Genomic DNA, 18075 nt, shown 5'->3' on the forward strand with positions numbered 1-18075 from the left:
TGACCTTCTCATCGTACGACCGCCATCTGCGTGAATCTGCGTCGATCTGCGGACAAATTTCTTTAAGGAACGAAGCCACCCAAGTTGATAGCGCCCGAATCCGGCAACGCGGCAAGAGCCGGACCGCTATTCGCGCTCATCCGCGTTCATTTGCGGACAAGCCTTCTTTAAGCCAGCGAAAATCGAAACGGCGCCGGTCCGATGTTATAGGGTTACATCGAGGGGCCGTGCTTGAATGCCGTCACGATCAAATAAGTTGTGATTACCATGAGCGAAACCTACGAATTGAGCTGCGATTGCGGCCGCGTCACGATGACGGCACACGGCGATCCCGAATTGTCGCTGTATTGTCATTGCGGCAGCTGCCGAGCGCTGTATTCGACCGACATGCTGTCGGCGACCGGCTGGGCGGACGACAACGTCGATCTGCCCGATGAATCGAAGATGTTCGTGCACAAGATGGACGGCAAGGACATGACCCGCTACGGCTGCCCGAAGTGCGGCATGACCATGTACGGGCGTCACAAGCCCGGAATTCCGGTGATCCCGCACGGCGTGTTCCGCAAGGCCAACGGCGGCAAACTGCCGGCCGCGCTTACGCCCACGCTGCATCTGTTCTACCGCGAGCGGGTGATCGACGTCGACGACGATTTGGAAAAATCTCAGGGCGGCGAAGCGGTCGGGCTGAAAAGCTGAAACTCGGCCGCGTCGATTGTTAAGTGTCGAAGCTCGACCCGGATCCGGAGTCCGTTTTGGCGACTGTTTACGAATTATCCTGCGACTGCGGCGCGGTCCGGCTGGTCGCCCGGGGCGAACCGATCGTCAGCGCGTTCTGCCATTGCGAGAGCTGTCGCAAGCTCTACGGTGTGGAAGTGCTGTCGGCCAGCGCGTGGCCGAACGAGGCGATCAAACGCACCGTGTCCGACGAGGCCACGCTAATCGGCCACCGGCTGGCCGGCCGGCGCATGTGGCGCTATCACTGCTCGCACTGCGGACGGCTCGTACACGGACGCAATCGGCGCGGTTATATCGTGATTCCCAACGAACGCTTCCGCGAAGCGGGCCGCGGGCGGCTGCCGGCGGGCGTGGCGCCGAGTGAACATTTCTTCTACAACCAGCGCGTGCTCGATATTGCGGACGATCTGCCCAAACATGCCGCCGATACCGGAGGCGTTTACCCGGAAACGCCCGGGAAGTAGTCGGGAACTAGCCGTTGTCCGACGAGTCGTCGTCGCTGGCCGGGTCGCTGGCCGGTTTGCCGGCGGCGGGCGGGGCGCCCAGATCGGGCAGCGTATAGTTCGGAGCCTCGCCGGCTTGTTGCCGGTAGAACTCGTCGCGGTGCAGCAGATAGTTCGGATACGAGACCTGCAGGATGGCGCGCGTGTCCTCGGCCAGATCGGGCAGGTTCAGCTTGGCGTAGGACTGCTCCATGATTTCGAGTGCGCGCGGCACGGAATCCGAGCCTTGATAGTGCTTGACGATGGATTCGGCCCGGCGCGCCGAGGCCACATAGGCGCGGCGCTTGTAGTAATACTCCGCGATGCGCAAATCGAACGCCGCCACCCGGTTGCGGATGTCGATCATGTGCAGCTGGGCGTCTTTGGCGTAATCGCTGTTCGGGTAGTTTTCGACCAGCAGGCTGAAATCGTTGAACGCCTGCTTGAGGTAGTCGACATTGCGCTTGTCCGGGTTCGAGCCCAGCAGGCCCGGGTTGTTGCGGGCATAATTCGACAGCCCGCGCATATAATAGACATAGTCGACGTGCGGGTTGCGCGGATGCTGCTTGATAAAGCGATCGGCGGCGTCGATCGCCTGGTCGTAATCGCCGGCCTCGTAATGCGCGGCCACGGTTTCCAATTCCGACTGCGGCGCGTACTCGGAAAATGGGAACCGCGCGCTGACCTCGGCATATAATGGCAGCGCCCGGGAGGGCTGGCCGTGCATGAGAAAATCGCGCGCCGACTCGTAGAGCCGCTTGGCGTCGGCCGACTCGAGCTTGTGGCCCTGCCGGTCGGTCAGCGGTTTATTGCTGTAGCCGGTTTCGCTGATCCCCTTGTCGGAGGCGCAACCGGCCATTACCAAGATGGCGATCACGCCCAGCGCGAGAACGATTTTTCGCATGCGAGCCCCAAAGCGCGTGATGCCGCGCGTTTTTGATATGCAAAACAAGGCCGAAGTATACCTATGAACCGGCGAACGAGTCATACGAATCATGGCGGCGCAACAGCGCCGCGGTCGGCTTGAGCGCGACGCGGGCCACGACACCATGAGCGACGAATCCTCCGACGCGCGCATCGAACTCGTCATCCCCGCGAGCCATACCGGTAAGCGGCTGGACAAGACCCTGGCCGAACTGTTGCCGGACTATTCCCGGTCGCGGCTCAAGCAATGGCTGACCGCCGGCGATCTGACCGTCGACGGCGCAACGCCCGCGCCCAGGACCGCCGTGGCCGGCGGCGAGGCCGTGCGCCTGATCGTGCCGGCGGCGCCGCACGACGCCGAAGTCGAACCGGAGGCGATCGCGCTCGATGTCATCCACGAGGACGATGCCATCCTCGTGCTCAACAAGCCCGCCGGACTGGTCATGCATCCCGGCGCCGGCAACCCCGACGGCACGCTGGCCAATGCGTTAATCGCATACGACGCCGCACTGGCCGCGTTGCCGCGCGCCGGCATCGTGCACCGGCTGGACAAGGACACCTCCGGCATCCTCGTGGTGGCCCGGACGTTCGCCGCCCACAAGCAACTGATCGCCGCTCTCGCCGCGCGCACGGTCAAGCGCGAATACGAGGCCGTGGCGATCGGCGTGATGACCGCCGGCGGCCATGTCGACGCGCCGATCGACCGCCATCCCGTCGATCGCAAGAAAATGGCGGTGCGCGAGGGGGGGCGCGAGGCGATCACCCATTACCGCGTCATCAAGCGCTATCGCGCGCATACCCATATCCGTTGCCGGCTCGAGACCGGGCGCACCCATCAGATTCGGGTGCATCTGGCCTATGCGCGCTACCCGCTGCTCGGGGACCCGGTCTACGGCCGCCGGCTGAGCATACCCAGGGATTCCGGGACGGCGTTCGCTGACGCGTTGCGCGGTTTCAAGCGCCAGGCGCTGCACGCGGCCACGCTGGGGCTTACCCATCCGACCACCGGCGAGGCCATGCAGTGGAGCGCGCCGCGACCGGCCGATTTCGAGCGTTTGCTCGATGCGCTGGCCACGGATGCGGCCGAGCACGACGGATGAACCCGGCGCGCGACTTTCTAGCCGCCGACTGGCCGGCGCCGGCGCATATCCGGGCCGGGACCACGCGGCGCACGGGCGGCGTGAGCGAGCCCCCGTACGATGCGCTCAATCTCGGCGCGCATACCGGCGACGACAGCGCAGCGGTGGCACAAAACCGGGCGCGGTTGTGCAGCGCGCTCGATCTTCCCGCCGAGCCGGTCTGGCTGACCCAGGTCCACGGTAAAACAGTGGCCGATCTCGATGCCGGTCATGCCGGCCCGGCGGACGCGGCGATCGCCGGCCGGCCCGATCGCGTGGCCGCCGTGCTCACCGCCGATTGCCTGCCGGTGGTCCTGTGCGACAGGCGGGGGGGCTGCTGGGGCGCGGTACATGCCGGCTGGCGCGGACTGGCGGCCGGTGTGCTCGAAGCCACCGTCGCGGCCCTGCCCGCCGGTCCGGTCGATCTGATGGCGTGGATGGGGCCGGCGATCGGCGCGGACCGCTTCGAGGTCGGGCGCGATGTGCTGGATGCGTTTGCGGCGGCCGATCCCGATTGCACGCATTTATTTGCGCCGGCCGAAAAAACGGGTAAATATCATGCCGATATCTACGCCCTGGCGCGCCGGCGTCTACAGGCCGCGGGCGTAGCCAACGTGCACGGCGGCGGGTATTGTACAGTGACAGACAGGGCGCGCTTCTACTCGTATCGTCGCGACGGGTCGACCGGGCGGATGGCAACCCTGATCTGGTCGGCTCGCTGAGACCGGGTGGGATCGACACCGGAACGGCGAAGCGAACAACAATAACCGCCGACGCCCGGAGCGGCATGATTGGGGGGAAAACCCATGTCATTGAATCGAATCCCGTGCCTCGCGGCATGCCTGTGTCTGACCGTCGCGCTGGCCGCCTGCGGCGGCGGGGGCGATGACGACGACAACAGCAACGACAAGGCCAGCGAGCCCACCCCCTGTACCACGCCCTCGGGGTTCGTCGATGAGGCCGGCGCCAACCAAAACGTCAAGACGAATACCGTGGTGCAGCTCGACGGCACAGCCAGCCGCGGCGCCGGCGGCGATCGGCCGGACAGCTACCAATGGTCGTTCGTCTCGCGGCCCAACGGCAGCGGCGCCCAACTGACCAGCGCGACCAGCGCGGCGCCGCAATTCACCGCCGATCAGGCTGGCCGCTACGTCGTGCAACTGGTGATCGACGGCAAGAACGACTGCGACGACCAAACCGATCGCGTCACCGTCACCGCCACGGCGCCGGGTACCAACGCGGTGCCGACGGCGGACGCCGGGGCCGACCAGAGTGTGGGCGTCGGCGCGGGCGTCAAGCTCAGCGGGGCGAACAGCCATGATCCGGACGGCGATACGCTGAGCTATGCGTGGCAATTCGTGTCGCGACCGGACGGCAGCAGCGCCAAGCTCGCCGGCGCAAAGACCGTGTCGCCGTCGTTCAAGGCCGACAAGGCCGGCACCTATGTCGTGGGCTTGCGCGTGGCCGACGGTAAGGCGACCAGCGAGCGCGACACGATCACGGTAGTGGCCGCGGCCGGTGGCGAAGCCCGGCCGGTGGCCGACGCCGGACCGGATCAATCGGTGCGCGTCGATTCGCTCGTCCGGCTCGACGGCACGGGCAGCCGCGATCCGGAGGATCGGCTCATTTCCTACCACTGGCATTTCGTATCCAAGCCTGGGGCCAGCGCCGCCGCGATCACCGGCACCGATACGGCGCAGGCGGTGTTTCGGCCGGATGCGGCGGGGACCTATGTGGTCTCGCTCACGGTCGCCAACGGCCAGACCGAAAGCCGGCCGGACACCGTGATCGTGACCGCGTCTAAGCCCAATGTGCGGCCCACGGCCGATGCCGGAGCCGATCGGAACGTGAAGACCGGCCTGGTCGTCGAGCTGGACGGCAGCGCGAGTAGCGATCCCGACGGCGACGAGCTGAACTATCGCTGGCGTTTCGTATCGATCCCTGATGGCAGCGGGACCGCGCTGACCGGCGGCGCCACCGCGACGCCCGCGTTCACGCCGGATGTGGCGGGGCAGTACGTGCTCCAACTGGTGGTCGACGACGGCCGGATCGACAGCACGGCCGACACCGTCGTGGTGAGCGCGGCCTCGGCCAACAGCGCGCCCGTGGCCGAGGCCGGCGGCGATCGCAACGTGGCCGTGGGCAGCCGGGTCACGCTCGACGGCGGCGCCAGCTCGGATGCCGACAACGATACGCTCGCCTATCACTGGACGCTGGTCTCGCGCCCGGCCGGCAGCGCGGCGACGCTGACCGACGCCGATACCGCCACGCCGGACTTTACCGCGGATGTCGTGGGCTTCTATGCCATGACGCTGACCGTCAACGACGGCCGGACCGACAGCGAGCCCGATCTGGTGGTGATCACAGCCACCCCAACGCTTGCGCTGTATGTGCGTCAGAACGATAGTTATCGGCGCGTCGACGGCAACGGGGGAACGGCTTCGATCCAGGTACCGATCGGCGGCAAGAATGTGTTGCTGGACCATTTTCGGGTCGAGGCGCTGGGGAGCGATTTCACCATTGCCAACGTCCAGACCATGCTGGCCACCACCCCCGACGGCCAGACGCTCGAACTGTACCTCGACGGTTTGTCGTCAGGCGACGTGATCGATAATGGCGATCACCGCGACTTCGCGGCGGGGCTGCGTTCGGTGCCGGATGCGCCAGGGAAGTATCAGGTCGAGTTGCGGTTCACCGTCAACCCGGGCGGCAAGCGGTATCGGCTCGCCTACGACGTGACCATCGATTGACCTAAGCCGCCGCCGGCGCCTCAGCCGGCGGCGTCAGCTCGCGGTGGCGTTTTTCTTGCGTAGGCCGGCGGATTTCTTGGCTTTCTTCTCTTTTTTCGGCGGCAACGCCAGATCCCGTTTATCGCCGGCGGTGTTGTGGCCGATGCCCGGCCGCGTTTCGCCCAGCATCGGTTTGAGGAAGCGCCCGGTGTGCGAGGCCTCGATTCCGGCCACGTCTTCCGGTGTGCCGGTGGCGATGATTTCGCCGCCGCCGGCGCCGCCTTCGGGGCCGAGGTCGATGATCCAGTCCGCGGTTTTGATCACATCGAGGTTGTGCTCGATCACCACCACCGCGTTGCCGGCGGATCTGAGGCGCAGCAGCACGGTTAGCAGATGCTTGATGTCGTGGAAATGCAGGCCGGTGGTCGGCTCGTCCAGCAGATATAGCGTGCGCCCGGTATCGCGCTTGGACAGTTCGCGCGCGAGCTTGATGCGCTGGGCTTCGCCGCCGGACAACGTGGTCGCGTTCTGGCCGAGCTTGACGTAGGACAGGCCGACGTCCATCAGCGTTTCCAGCTTGCGTTTCAAGCTCGGCACCGGCGAGAAGAACTCCAGCGCGGCCTCGACCCGCATATCGAGTACGTCGGCGATGGTTTGGCCCTTGTAGCGAACCTCCAGTGTTTCCCGGTTGTAGCGCGCGCCGTGGCAGGTCTCGCAGGTGACATAAATATCCGGCAGGAAGTGCATTTCCACTTTGATCACGCCGTCGCCCTGGCAGGTTTCGCAGCGCCCGCCCTTGACGTTGAACGAGAACCGGCCCGGCTTGTAGCCGCGGGCGCGGGCCTCCGGCGTGTTGGCGAACAGCTCGCGGATGGTGCCGAACAGGCCGGTGTAGGTCGCCGGATTGGATCGGGGCGTGCGCCCGATCGGCGCTTGATTGATATCGATCACCTTGTCCAGATGGTCGAGGCCGTCGATCGCCGTGACCGGCGCGGCGCGCGCCACCGCGCGGTTGACCTGACGGGCCGCCGCCGGAAACAGCGTTTCGTTGATCAGCGTGGATTTGCCGGAACCGGACACGCCGGTGACACAAGTCAGAAGCCCCATGGAGAACGCGGCGTCGACGCGCTTCAAATTGTTGCCGCGCGCGCCCCGGATATGAATCTCGCGGCTGTTGTCGTAGGCGATCCGCTCTTCCGGGATCGGGATCGTCAGCCTGGACGACAGATACTGGCCGGTGAGCGAGTCGGCATGCGCGGCGATCTCGGCCGCGGTGCCCTGGGCGATGAGCCGGCCGCCGTGATCGCCGGCGCCGGGGCCCATGTCGACCACGTAATCGGCTTCCCAGATGGCGTCCTCGTCGTGCTCGACCACGATCACCGTGTTGCCGAGATCGCGCAGACGCTCCAAGGTATTGAGCAGGCGCCGATTGTCGCGCTGATGCAGGCCGATCGACGGTTCGTCGAGCACATACATCACACCGACCAGGCCGGCGCCGATCTGGCTGGCGAGACGAATGCGCTGGGCTTCGCCGCCGGACAGCGTCTCGGCGGAGCGCGACAGCGTGAGGTAATTAAGCCCGACATCGAGCAGGAATTTCAGCCGCTGGTTGATCTCCTTGAAAATCGGCGCGGCGATCTCCGCGCGATGGCCGGGGATGGTCAGATTCTCGGTAATCTCGTAGGCCTCGGAGATACTCGCCGCGTTGATCGCCGGTAAGGTCTGGTCGGCCACGCGAACATGCCGCGCGGCCTCGTTCAGACGCGCCCCGTTACAAGTCGGACAGGCCTTGTCCGAAAGATACTTGGCCAGTTCCTCGCGGACCGCCATCGAATCGGTTTCGGCGTAGCGGCGGGACATGTTGTCGAGCACGCCTTCGAAGGCGTGTTTGCGCACGCGGGTGCGGCCGCGGGCATTGATATAGCGGAATTCGATCTTTTTGGACCCGGAGCCGTTCAGGATCACCTTGCGGGCTTTTTCGGGCAGCTCGCGCCAGGGTTGATCGACATCGAAGCCGTAGGTCTCGGCCAGCGCTTCGATCAGGCCGAAGAAATAGGGGTTGCGCCGATCCCAGCCGCGCACCGCGCCGCCGGCCAGGCTCAAGGTGTCGTCGGTGATCACGCGGTCGACGTCGAACACGCTCTGCGAGCCCAGCCCGTCGCAGGTCGGGCAGGCGCCGTGCGGCGAGTTGAACGAGAACATCCGCGGTTCCATGTCGTTGATGGAATAACCGCAGATCGGGCAGGCGAACTGGGAGGAAAACACTTCCGGCTCGGCTTCACCACGCCAGGGCAGGATCCAGGCGATGCCCTCGGACAGCCTGAGCGCGGTCTCGAACGATTCGGCCAGCCGTTGGCCGATGCCGTCGCGTACCTTGAAGCGGTCGACCACGACTTCCAGGTCGTGCTTTTTCTTCGGGTCGAGTTCGGGCACGCCCTCGTCGAGTTCGATGATCGCCCCGTCCACGCGCATGCGCACGAAGCCCGCGCCGCGCATCTGCTCGAAGATCTCGCGGTGCTCGCCCTTGCGCGAGCGGATTACGGGCGCGAGCAGCATCCAGGCCGATTCGGCTTCTTTCGTGAGCGTCTGATCGACCATCTCCGATACGCTCTGCGCGGCCAGCGGTTCGCCGTGGTGCGGGCAATAGGGCGTGCCGGCGCGCGCGAACAACAGACGCAGATAGTCGTGGATCTCGGTGACGGTGCCCACGGTCGAGCGCGGATTGTGCGAGGTCGATTTCTGTTCGATCGAAATCGCCGGCGACAACCCCTCGATGGCGTCCAAGTCCGGTTTTTCCATCATCGACAGGAACTGGCGCGCGTAGGCCGACAGCGATTCGACGTAGCGGCGCTGGCCTTCCGCGTAGATGGTGTCGAAGGCCAGGGACGACTTGCCCGAACCGGACAGACCGGTAATCACGATCAGTCGATCGCGGGGCAGATCGACATCGATGTTGGCGAGATTGTGCGTGCGCGCGCCGCGGATGCGGATATGGCTTTCCATTAGGAACCTCTGATTGAATCGTCACGGTCGCGCCGGCGTGCTTTGCGCGCGACTGGCAAGAAAGCGCGAGCGTGGCGTGCTTGTTGCACGGTAGCGAGCGCTGACGCCGTCCAGACGCGCGCAAAGCCCCGGCTTTTCTCGCGCGGCGAGAAAAGTTTGGTCCAAAAGCCGCCGCTACGGCGTTGCGTGGCTTGATCCGGGAATGACCCGGACGCTGCGCCACGCGCCTTGTACCGACGGCTTTTGGGTCTCAAACGCGATCCGCGAGGATTCATTCAGAGGTTCCTTGGAGGCTGCATCGGAAAGGGTCAACCGCTGAGTATACCCAGCGCGGCAACCGCGTCGTAATCGCCGGATTCCCGGATGTAACGGAAGGCTCTGTGCTAATCTTGCGCGCCTTGTCGCCGGACGCGTTGGGCACGACGCGCCACGGCCGAACTGCCGAAACCACGGGCGACGTATGGACCAGTTAGAAAAACGCGCGGCCATCGCGCTGGCGAGCATTTTTTCCCTGCGGATGCTCGGCCTGTTCATGATCTATCCGGTGTTCACCTTTTATTCGCAGCAGCAGCTCACGGGTTCGACGCCGGTTCTGATCGGACTGGCGCTGGGCGCCTACGGGCTGACGCAGGCATTGCTGCAGATTCCGCTGGGTTTTGCCTCCGACCGGTTCGGCCGCAAGCACATTATCGCCGGCGGCCTGGTGATTCTGGCCGTCGGCAGCGTGGTGGCCGCATTGTCGACCTCCATCTACGGGGTCATTCTCGGCCGGATTCTGCAGGGCTCCGGCGCGGTCGGCTCGACCATTCTGGCCCTGAACGCCGATCTGACGCGCGAGGACACCCGAACTAAGGCCATGGCCATGATCGGCATCAGCATCGGGCTGGCGTTCGCGGTCGCGATGGTGATCGGGCCGTTGATCAGCGGCTGGGTCGGCGTGCCGGGCATCTTCTGGTTCACCGCGCTGTTGTCGCTGCTCGGCCTGTTCGTGCTCTACGGCGCCACGCCCGAGCCGAAGGCGGCCCGGTCGCACCGGGACGCCGAAGCGGTGCCGGCGCTGTTCAAGCGCGTCTTGAGCGACGGCGAACTGCTGCGGCTGGATTTCGCGATCTTCACCCTGCATACGATCCTCACCGCGAGCTTCATCGTGTTGCCGAAGCTGCTCCACAGCGTCGGCGGTGTGCACGAGGACTATCAATGGGTGGTCTATCTGCCGGTGCTGGCGGTATCGGTGGCGGCCATGATGCCGGCGATCATCGTCGCCGAGGCCAAGCGCCGGATGAAGCCGGTGTTCGTGGGTTCGATCGCGGCGCTGCTGGTCAGCCAGATCGTTCTCACCTTCTATCACGGCAGCATCGTCGAACTGGTGGTGATGATGGTCGTGTTCTTCACCGCCTTCAACGTCATGGAGGCGATGCTGCCGTCGCTGATCTCCAAGGTCGCGCCGGCCGACGCCAAGGGCACGGCGCTGGGTGTCTACTCGAGCGCCCAGTTCTTCGGCATCTTCGTCGGCGGCGCCGTCGGCGGCTGGACATTCAGCGTGGGCGGATACTCCGGTGTGTTTGCGTTCTGCGCCGTGGCCGCGCTCATCTGGCTGTTGGTGGCCGCCAGCATGCCGAAACCGCGCTTCGCGCGGACGCATATGGTCAACGTCGGCCGCATCGACGACGCCGAAGCGCGCCGGCTGGCGGGCGAAATCGAGGCGATCGAAGGCGTATTCGAGGCCGTGGTCGTGCCCGACGACGGCGTGGCCTACATCAAGTACGATGGCAAAGTCGTCGGCACGGAAGTCTTCGACCCGTTCGCCGCGCGGGCCGTCGCGAGCGCCTAGGCTTCGGCTCCGCTCCGCGCAGCCGAAGCGCACGATCGGGAAAGCGGGGCAGCCGCATCACGGCATAACGCGCCCGGACATCGCGATCGGGCCGTGCCGTGTAGAATCGATGCGATTCGGCATCCCTCAAAGCAATCACTGCACACGGAGTCCTGCCATGGCAAGTCGAGGCGTCAACAAGGCCATCATCGTCGGCAACCTGGGAGCCGACCCGGAAACGCGCTATACCGCGGGCGGCACGGCCGTGACCAACGTCAACGTCGCGACCTCCGAAAGCTGGCGCGACAAGAACTCGGGCGAGATGCAGGAACGCACCGAGTGGCACCGCGTGGTGTTCTTCGCGCGGCTGGCCGAGGTCGCCGGCGAATATCTGCGCAAGGGTTCCAAGGTGTACGTCGAGGGCCGTATCCAGACCCGCAAGTGGCAGGGCCAGGACGGCCAGGACCGCTACACTACCGAGATCGTGGCCAACGAAATGCAGATGCTGGATTCGCGTGGTGGCGGCCAGGGCTCGAGCGCGCCGTTCGGTGGCGGCGGCCAACGCAGCCAGGGCGGTGGACAGAACCAGGGTGGCGGGCAGCGTGGTGGTGGCCAGCCGCAGTACCAGCAGCCGCAGCCGGCCAGCGGCGATCCCGGTTTCGACGACGATCTGGACGACGATATTCCGTTCTAGAGCCTGTCGGAGTCAAAGCCATCGATTCCGTGGCGGAAAGCTCGCTAGGTATTCTTGGAGAAAGTGCTCCAAATGTCTTGCAAATATCCCGAAGTGGTCGGTTTTTTCGATGAAAAGACCGGCAGCATTCAATATGTGGTGATCGACAACGGGACCGGGCGCTGCGCGATCATTGATCCGGTCTGGGATTACGATGAAAACGCCGGGCGCACACGGACTGGCTGGGCCGATGAAATACTTGACTTCGTGCGCGCTCGCGGCCTCGCGGTGGACTGGATTCTGGATACCCATCCGCACGCCGATCATTTTTCGGCCGCGGTGATTGTCGCCGAGCGGTGCGGCGCGCCGCGGGCCATCGGCGAGAAGGTCGTCGAAGCCCAGAAGCTCTGGAAAGATATCTACAATTTTGGCGAGGACTTTGTCGCCGACGGCCAGCAATGGGATCGACTGTTCGCGGAAGGCGATACGTTCAAGATCGGCGATATCGACGCGCGAGTAATGTTCTCGCCGGGCCATACGCTGGCCTCGATCACCTACGTGATCGGCGATGCGGCCTTTGTGCACGACACGCTGTTGCAGCCGGATTCCGGTACCGCCCGCGCCGATTTTCCCGGCGGCGACGCGCGCACGCTGTATCGTTCGATCCAGCAAATCCTCGATTTGCCCGACGACACCCGCCTGTTCACCGGCCACGACTATCAGCCCCGCGGACGCGGGCCGCAGTGGGAATCGACGGTCGCTCAGCAGCGCGCGCACAATCCACATCTGCAGAACGTCGACGAAGACGCCTACGTGGTCTTGCGCGAATTGCGGGACGCCGAACTGCCGCTGCCGACGCTGATGCTGGCAGCGCTCCAGGTCAACGTTCGCGGCGGGCGTCTGCCGCCGGCCGAGGACAATGGGCGTTGTTATCTCAAGATTCCCGTGAATCAATTCTGAGCCACCAGTAGGCTGATTCGCGCCCATTACGGACGCGGCGAGCCCATGACGTCGGTCAGTGCGTCGCCTCGAGGCAGGCCTTGTTTGATCGCGATGTCGCCGTCGGCGTCGCGATAGAACAGCGTCGGCGTGGCGAACAGCCCGAGTGATTTCATCAGATCGGTGTTCTGTTTGATTTTCTTTGCAAGACCGGCCGGCGGATCGTTCAGCGGCGTAATGCCGCCATCGTCATAGTGGCGCTCGGATCGATCCAGGGCCGCGCTTGGATCGTCCGCCGCGAGAATCGCCGCGGCCTTGGGCAGGCTGCTGGGTTTGAGCAGGCCCACCAGCACATGCCGGATCTGGATCTTGCCGGCTTTCACCCAGGGCCGTGCGGCCTGCCAGAACCGGTGGCAGTAGGGGCAGTTGGGGTCCGTGAACATATAGATCACGCGCTCGGCCTGGTCGGAACCGTCCGCGACCCAGGTCGCCTTTTTCAGCTTCGCCCAGGCTTTCTGACGGCTCGGGCCGACGACCAGCCGCTGCAACGGCTCGGCGCTCAGATCCCGGCCCTGGCCATCGATGAGCGAGCCGACGAGCGCTTTCCGGCCGCCCGGCAGCAGATAGATCGCGATCGGATGCCCCCGATAGCTCGCGGCATAGCCGGTCATGCCCGCGGGGGCGGCGAACGTGCCGTGCAGAGTCAGGCCTTGTTTTTTCAGTGCCTTGATGGGCGCGGGCGTGTCGTTTTTGTCGGCGGCACCCGCGGTCGTGAACGAAACGGCGACCAGGCAGGCCAGAAGGGCAGGTAACAGTACTTTCATTGGATCTTGGATTCCTCGGCTACGGTATCGGATGACAGGCGATCGAGCGCGCGGGCGAGCGTGGCTCGGGACAGCATTCCGAGGTGACGCGCCGCCAGGCGCCCCTGGGCGTTGAAGAACAGCGTCGTCGGGAATGCCTGGGCGTTGACGGCCCGCGCGATCCGCCGGCCGGGATCGACCAGCACATGCTCGGGCGTCAGCGATTCGGTGCGCAGGAAATGCCGGATCGTCGCCGGCGATTCGCCCTGATTGGCAAATACGAAGATCACCTCCGGATGTTCGCGCTGTGCCGCGGTCAACATCGGCATTTCGGCACGGCACGGCGGGCACCAGCTCGCCCAGAGATTGACCACCATCGGCGCGCCGGGCCAGGCCCGGGCGAGCGCGTCCAGCGTGGTGGTCCGCCCGTCGAGTGCCTGCAGGGTGGCGTCGGGCCGCGTCAGACGCGCCGGATTCATGAGCTTCAACGCGCCCCCGGCCGCGCCCCAGACGAGCACGCCGGCCAGAATCGCCAGGCCGAGCGGGCGCCGCATCCGTGGGCGGCGCGAGACGACGGCGCTGGCATAGGCGGCCATGCCGAGCAGACCGCCGATCGCATCGAAGCCACCGTCGCGAATATCGATGATGGATACCGGATCGGCGGCGTAGGCGACCCAATAGCGCAGCACGAACACGAGCCGTGCGGCCACAACGCTGGTAAAAGCCAGCCATAACAGCGTATCGACGATGGGAACATCTCGGCCGCGCGCACTGATCCGGCCGACGATGAGGGCGATAATCAGCGCCGCGAGCATCAGAACCGAGTCGCCCGGCAAGACGAACGGGCCGAGATGGACTGTATTCATGATGAAGCCGCCGCCGGGCCGGTCTGATCGTGGGCGCGGCGCCAGTGATCGAGAAACTCGCCGGCGCTCAGTTCGCCGACCACGCGCGCACCGCGTCGTTCCCGGCCGTCCGGCCCGATGAACAGAATACTGGGCGGGCCGAAGACGCCCAGGCTCTGCATCAGACGGCGGGTATCGGCGTTGTCGTCGGTCACGTCCGGCCGAATCAGGCGGGCGTCGGCCAGCGCTTTCCGGACCCGCGCGTTGCCGAACACCGTGCGATCGATCACCTGACAGGACACGCACCAGTCGGCATAGAAATCCACGACCGCCCACTGGCCGTCCTGTTCGGCCGTATCCAATGCCGTTTGCAGGCCGTCCAGGCTGCGAACGGTCTGAAAACGATCGTTGAACGGGGCGGCGGCATCGGCTTGCGTCCCGGCTGCGGAGCCACCGCGCAGGAACGCCAGCGGATGCACCGGATCCCGGGCGCCGCCGGCCGCACCGATGACCATCAAGCCGCCCCAGAGGCCGAGCAGGACAGCCGCGGTGGCTCCGGCCACCGTAACCGTGCCGGCGGGCGCGCCGGTGCGCCGTATCGCCGCGCCCAGCGCAACGCCGGCCGCGATCAGCAGCGCGCCCCATAATCCCAGCATGATCGGCGTCGGCGTCACGCGTCCGATCAGCCAAAGCGCGGTGGCCAGCAGCACGAAGCCGAACACGGCCTTGACCGCGTTCATCCACGGCCCGGGCCGGGGCAGCACCCAGGCGCCGAGCGCGCCCACGACAATCAGCGGTACGCCCATGCCTAGCCCCAGGAACAGCAGCGCCAGACCGCCGAGCACGACATCGCCGCTGTCGGCGATATAGAGCAGGGCGCCGGCCAGCGGGGCCGTCATACACGGCCCGACCAGCACCGCCGAGATCACCCCCAGCGCCGCGGCGCCGGCTGCGTGGCCGCCGCGCCGGTTGGCGCTGGCCCGGTTGAGCCGTTCGCGCAGCGGGCCGGGCAACTGCAACTCGAAGACGCCGAACATCGCCAGCGCGAGCGCCACGAATACGGCCGCGAACGCGCCAAGCACGGCCGGCGTCTGCAGGATCGCCTGCAAATTCGCGCCGGCCAGCGCCGCCGCCACGCCCAGCACCGCATAAGTGATCGCCATCGGCAGCACGAAGACCAGCGAGAGCGCCGTACCGCGTAGGCCACGCGCTCCGGCGCCCACGATCACGCCCGACAGGATCGGCACCATCGGCAGCACGCAGGGCGTGAACGACAGCAACAGCCCCATGCCGAAGAAAGCCAGCAGCGTCCAGGCGCTCGCGCCGTCGGCCAGCCGCATCGCCAGCGCTTGATCGTCGCCGGCCGAGGCGGAGGCTTGTTCGATATTCGCTTGTGGCGGCGATTCGATCGCGGGCGGCGCCGCGTCCGTTCCGTCTGACACGTCGACCGTGGCGTGCTGGGGCGGATAGCACAGACCGGCTTTCGCGCAACCCTGCCAGGTCAGTTTCAGCCGCTGCGCCTCGCCGGGTTCGACGGTGACGGTCACGTCGTGGTCGTAGATGCGTTCATCGCCGAAGTAGGGGTCGTGGATCAGTTCGCCGGTGGGCTTGTCGACGTGCGCGACCGGGGCGTCGGCGCCCTCGATCTGCATCCGCGAGCGATACAGGTAGTAGCCGGGCGCGACCGTCCAGTGCAGTTGGACCCGGCCATCGGCGTCGCGCGTCTGATGATGCGAAAATGCCTGATCCGGCGGCAGAAACTGGTTCGACGCCTGGGCCGGAAGGATCTGAATGACCAGCACGCAAAGCAACAGCGCGAGCAGCGGTTGCGGCAGGAAAGGTCGGCTCATCGCGGCCCGGATCGTGGAGAATGAGGCCGCTATTCTGCGCGGCCGCGATTAAGTGAAGATTAGCTCGGCCGCCGGCCCGGGTTGATCCCGGATACAAGCGTCGTGCGTTCAAGGAGTGTGGCAGACGATGCATGTGCTACTGGTCGAAGATGATGCGCTGGTCGGCTCCGGCATTCAGTCGGCCCTCGAAGTCGAAGCCTTTGCGGTGGATCGGGTCGCCACGGTCGCCGAGGCCGAGGCGGCGATGGCGGCGCTGACCACGGATCTCGTGGTGCTCGACATCGGCCTGCCCGACGGCGACGGCCTGGCGCTGCTGCGCGACTGGCGCGCGGCCGGGCGGCGCGTGCCCGTGCTGCTGTTGACCGCGCGTGACGCGGTGGTCGACCGAGTGACCGGTCTGTCCGCCGGCGGCGACGATTATCTGCTTAAGCCCTTCGACCTGGACGAACTGCTGGCCCGGGTCAAGGCACTGCTGCGCCGGGCTGCCGGCTTTGCCGCGCCGGTGCTCACCCACGGCACGATCGCGTTCGATCCGGCCGGCCGGGAGGTATGGCGCGACGGCGTAGCGATCGACCTCACGCGGCGCGAGACCGCGCTGCTGGAACGCCTGCTCTACGCCGGCGCGAGCGTGGTCACGAACGACCAGCTCAAGGACAGCCTGTACGGATTCGACGCTGAGATCGAGGGCAACGCCCTGTCGGTACACATCCACAACCTGCGCCGCAAGCTCGGCCGCGACGTTGTGGAAACCGTGCGCGGCGTGGGCTATCGGCTCGGGCCGGAGCGTACGGACACGCCCCGATGAGCCTGCGCCGGCGGCTGCTGCTCACGCTCGGCGCGTCCTTGTGCGTCCTGTGGCTGGCGGCGGCCGGCTGGTTGCTGATCGATCTGCAGCGGAGTGTGCGCGACACGCTCGATCAGCGCCTGGTGTCTTCGGCGCGCATGGTCGCCGGCCTGCTGGGCAACGTGCCGCGCAGCGCCTGGCGCCAGGCGATCGGGCCCGCGCTGGCGTCGCCCCCGACGCCCAACGTGGCCTGCCAGATTCGTTCGATGCGCGGCAAGGTATTGCTGCGCACGCGCGGCGATCTGGGCACGCAACTCGGCCAGGCGCCGCCCGGTTTTTCCGAGATCGAGCGCAACGGCCAGCGCTGGCGCCTGTATACCGATGTGGCCCACGGATTGATGATCACCGTCGCCGATCGGCTCGATGAGCGGCGGCGACTGCAGTTGGGGATCGTGCTGGCGGCCGCGCTGCCGTTCGTTCTTGCCCTGATCGGCAGTCTGGTCGTCGTATGGTGGAGCATCCGTCGGGGACTGGCGCCGCTCGAGCGTTTGCGCGCCGAACTGGCCAGCCGCGATCCGGCCACGCTGACGCCGATCGTCGTCGCCGACGCGCCGGCCGAGCTGCGCCCGGCGATCGCCACGCTCAACCGTTTGCTGGCGCGTACCGACGATGCGTTGGCAAGAGAACAGCGCTTCACCAGCAATGCCGCACACGAACTGCGCACGCCGCTCACCGCGATCAAGACGCATGTACAGTTGGCCTCGCGTCTTGAGGGCCGGCGCGCGAAGGCCGCGCTGGCCGATGCCGAGGCCGGCATCGCGCGGCTGCACCACACTTTGGAGCAATTGCTTTTGCTCACGCGCATCGAAGAGACCGGCGCCGCAGGCGGCGAGTCGGCCCGAGTGCGCGATACCGCGGCGGCCGCGTTGGCCGATCTGGCCAATCTGGCCAATCTGGCCGAAGCCGGTCGCGTGTGTACGCCGCTGACGATGCCGGATACCTGGATTGCCGCGCCGCTGGCTCTGGCGGCGGGCGCGATCCGGAATCTGCTGGAGAACGCGATCCGGCACAGCCCGCCCGGAGCATCGATCGAGCTTGCGATAGAGCGCGAGCGGCGCGGCGTGGTATTCATCGTGCGGGATCGCGGCGATTGGCCGGCGGATGCGGACCCGGAGACGCTGATTCCGCGGTTTAGCCGCCGCAGCGCGGAGCACGACGGCAGCGGCCTGGGGCTGGCCATCGTGGCCGCGGTCGCCGAGCGCTTCGGCGGCCGGCTGGTGTTGGCGGCGCGCGAGGGCGGCGGGCTATTCGCCCGACTTTATCTGCCGGCGGCCGATAACGATGAGCGGGTCGCGGCGTCGCGGGAAATGTGAACTTGCG

14 protein-coding genes and 1 pseudogene are annotated in these 18075 nt (G+C 66.2%); 10 read left to right on the plus strand and 5 right to left on the minus strand.

The window, feature by feature from the left end; translation table 11 throughout:
- Positions 1-267: 267 nt before the first annotated feature.
- Together VFJ08_RS02385 and VFJ08_RS02390 are read left to right on the plus strand one after the other, a co-directional pair.
- A complete protein-coding gene (locus VFJ08_RS02385; RefSeq protein WP_324994772.1) occupies positions 268-696 on the plus strand; it encodes a GFA family protein in 429 nt (142 codons plus the stop codon).
- Between the two features lie 56 nt (positions 697-752).
- Complete coding sequence (locus tag VFJ08_RS02390) at positions 753-1199, plus strand: GFA family protein (RefSeq protein WP_324994774.1); 447 nt, start codon at positions 753-755, stop codon at positions 1197-1199.
- Positions 1200-1206: 7 nt separating this feature from the next.
- Here VFJ08_RS02390 and VFJ08_RS02395 read toward each other — a convergent pair whose 3' ends face one another.
- On the minus strand, positions 1207-2121 hold the full coding sequence (locus VFJ08_RS02395) for an outer membrane protein assembly factor BamD (RefSeq protein WP_324994776.1): 915 nt from the start codon (positions 2119-2121) through the stop codon (positions 1207-1209).
- Positions 2122-2266: 145 nt separating this feature from the next.
- On the opposite strand from VFJ08_RS02395, the gene rluD reads away from it, so the two are divergent.
- The 3 genes from rluD to VFJ08_RS02410 all read left to right on the plus strand — a co-directional run bounded on the left by rluD (position 2267) and on the right by VFJ08_RS02410 (position 6009).
- On the plus strand, positions 2267-3241 hold the full coding sequence (gene rluD / locus VFJ08_RS02400; protein ID WP_414707034.1) for a 23S rRNA pseudouridine(1911/1915/1917) synthase RluD: 975 nt from the start codon (positions 2267-2269) through the stop codon (positions 3239-3241).
- A complete protein-coding gene (gene pgeF, locus VFJ08_RS02405) occupies positions 3238-3981 on the plus strand; it encodes a peptidoglycan editing factor PgeF (RefSeq protein ID WP_324994781.1) in 744 nt (247 codons plus the stop codon). Before rluD ends, pgeF begins: the two co-directional genes overlap by 4 nt.
- Before the next feature lie 84 nt (positions 3982-4065).
- The gene (locus tag VFJ08_RS02410; protein ID WP_324994783.1) at positions 4066-6009 is read left to right on the plus strand and encodes a PKD domain-containing protein; all 1944 of its coding nucleotides are present in this window, start codon (positions 4066-4068) and stop codon (positions 6007-6009) included.
- 33 nt (positions 6010-6042) lie between these two features.
- Here the strand turns inward: VFJ08_RS02410 and uvrA are convergent, their stop codons facing one another.
- On the minus strand, positions 6043-8991 hold the full coding sequence (gene uvrA / locus VFJ08_RS02415) for an excinuclease ABC subunit UvrA (RefSeq protein WP_324994785.1): 2949 nt from the start codon (positions 8989-8991) through the stop codon (positions 6043-6045).
- A 460-nt stretch (positions 8992-9451) separates the two neighbouring features.
- On the opposite strand from uvrA, the gene VFJ08_RS02420 reads away from it, so the two are divergent.
- From VFJ08_RS02420 to VFJ08_RS02430, 3 genes and pseudogenes are all read left to right on the plus strand, one after another.
- The gene (locus VFJ08_RS02420; RefSeq protein WP_324994787.1) at positions 9452-10822 is read left to right on the plus strand and encodes an MFS transporter; all 1371 of its coding nucleotides are present in this window, start codon (positions 9452-9454) and stop codon (positions 10820-10822) included.
- Positions 10823-10979: 157 nt separating this feature from the next.
- The gene (gene ssb, locus VFJ08_RS02425; RefSeq protein ID WP_324994789.1) at positions 10980-11495 is read left to right on the plus strand and encodes a single-stranded DNA-binding protein; all 516 of its coding nucleotides are present in this window, start codon (positions 10980-10982) and stop codon (positions 11493-11495) included.
- A gap of 87 nt (positions 11496-11582) precedes the next feature.
- Positions 11583-12434 (plus strand): annotated as a pseudogene (locus VFJ08_RS02430) (MBL fold metallo-hydrolase); the annotation flags it as partial.
- 26 nt (positions 12435-12460) lie between these two features.
- Here VFJ08_RS02430 and dsbG read toward each other — a convergent pair.
- Genes dsbG through dsbD form a run of 3 tightly spaced genes read right to left on the minus strand, consistent with a single transcriptional unit; the run spans position 12461 to position 15911 of the window.
- A complete protein-coding gene (gene dsbG / locus VFJ08_RS02435) occupies positions 12461-13237 on the minus strand; it encodes a thiol:disulfide interchange protein DsbG (protein ID WP_324994792.1) in 777 nt (258 codons plus the stop codon).
- On the minus strand, positions 13234-14082 hold the full coding sequence (locus VFJ08_RS02440; RefSeq protein ID WP_324994794.1) for a TlpA disulfide reductase family protein: 849 nt from the start codon (positions 14080-14082) through the stop codon (positions 13234-13236). Before VFJ08_RS02440 ends, dsbG begins: the two co-directional genes overlap by 4 nt.
- The gene (gene dsbD / locus VFJ08_RS02445) at positions 14079-15911 is read right to left on the minus strand and encodes a protein-disulfide reductase DsbD (RefSeq protein ID WP_324994796.1); all 1833 of its coding nucleotides are present in this window, start codon (positions 15909-15911) and stop codon (positions 14079-14081) included. Before dsbD ends, VFJ08_RS02440 begins: the two co-directional genes overlap by 4 nt.
- 127 nt (positions 15912-16038) lie before the next feature.
- On the opposite strand from dsbD, the gene VFJ08_RS02450 reads away from it, so the two are divergent.
- On the plus strand, positions 16039-16716 hold the full coding sequence (locus tag VFJ08_RS02450; protein ID WP_324994799.1) for a response regulator: 678 nt from the start codon (positions 16039-16041) through the stop codon (positions 16714-16716).
- Entirely contained in the window at positions 16713-18068 is a 1356-nt protein-coding gene (locus tag VFJ08_RS02455) for a sensor histidine kinase (protein WP_324994801.1), read from the plus strand. The genes VFJ08_RS02450 and VFJ08_RS02455 overlap by 4 nt, the downstream gene beginning before the upstream one ends.
- The last annotated feature ends 7 nt before the right edge of the window (positions 18069-18075 follow it).

The sequence above is a fragment of the Salinisphaera sp. genome (assembly GCF_035690525.1).
GTDB lineage: Bacteria > Pseudomonadota > Gammaproteobacteria > Nevskiales > Salinisphaeraceae > Salinisphaera.

Excerpts from the sequence above, each read along its gene's own strand:
- VFJ08_RS02385 (WP_324994772.1), top strand. The coding sequence starts at position 268 with ATGAGCGAAACCTACGAATTGAGCTGCGATTGCGGCCGCGTCACGATG.
- VFJ08_RS02395 (WP_324994776.1), bottom strand. The coding sequence starts at position 2,121 with ATGCGAAAAATCGTTCTCGCGCTGGGCGTGATCGCCATCTTGGTAATG.
- rluD (WP_414707034.1), top strand. The coding sequence starts at position 2,267 with ATGAGCGACGAATCCTCCGACGCGCGCATCGAACTCGTCATCCCCGCG.
- pgeF (WP_324994781.1), top strand. The coding sequence starts at position 3,238 with ATGAACCCGGCGCGCGACTTTCTAGCCGCCGACTGGCCGGCGCCGGCG.
- VFJ08_RS02410 (WP_324994783.1), top strand. The coding sequence starts at position 4,066 with ATGTCATTGAATCGAATCCCGTGCCTCGCGGCATGCCTGTGTCTGACC.
- uvrA (WP_324994785.1), bottom strand. The coding sequence starts at position 8,991 with ATGGAAAGCCATATCCGCATCCGCGGCGCGCGCACGCACAATCTCGCC.
- VFJ08_RS02420 (WP_324994787.1), top strand. The coding sequence starts at position 9,452 with ATGGACCAGTTAGAAAAACGCGCGGCCATCGCGCTGGCGAGCATTTTT.
- ssb (WP_324994789.1), top strand. The coding sequence starts at position 10,980 with ATGGCAAGTCGAGGCGTCAACAAGGCCATCATCGTCGGCAACCTGGGA.
- dsbG (WP_324994792.1), bottom strand. The coding sequence starts at position 13,237 with ATGAAAGTACTGTTACCTGCCCTTCTGGCCTGCCTGGTCGCCGTTTCG.
- VFJ08_RS02440 (WP_324994794.1), bottom strand. The coding sequence starts at position 14,082 with ATGAATACAGTCCATCTCGGCCCGTTCGTCTTGCCGGGCGACTCGGTT.
- dsbD (WP_324994796.1), bottom strand. The coding sequence starts at position 15,911 with ATGAGCCGACCTTTCCTGCCGCAACCGCTGCTCGCGCTGTTGCTTTGC.
- VFJ08_RS02450 (WP_324994799.1), top strand. The coding sequence starts at position 16,039 with ATGCATGTGCTACTGGTCGAAGATGATGCGCTGGTCGGCTCCGGCATT.
- VFJ08_RS02455 (WP_324994801.1), top strand. The coding sequence starts at position 16,713 with ATGAGCCTGCGCCGGCGGCTGCTGCTCACGCTCGGCGCGTCCTTGTGC.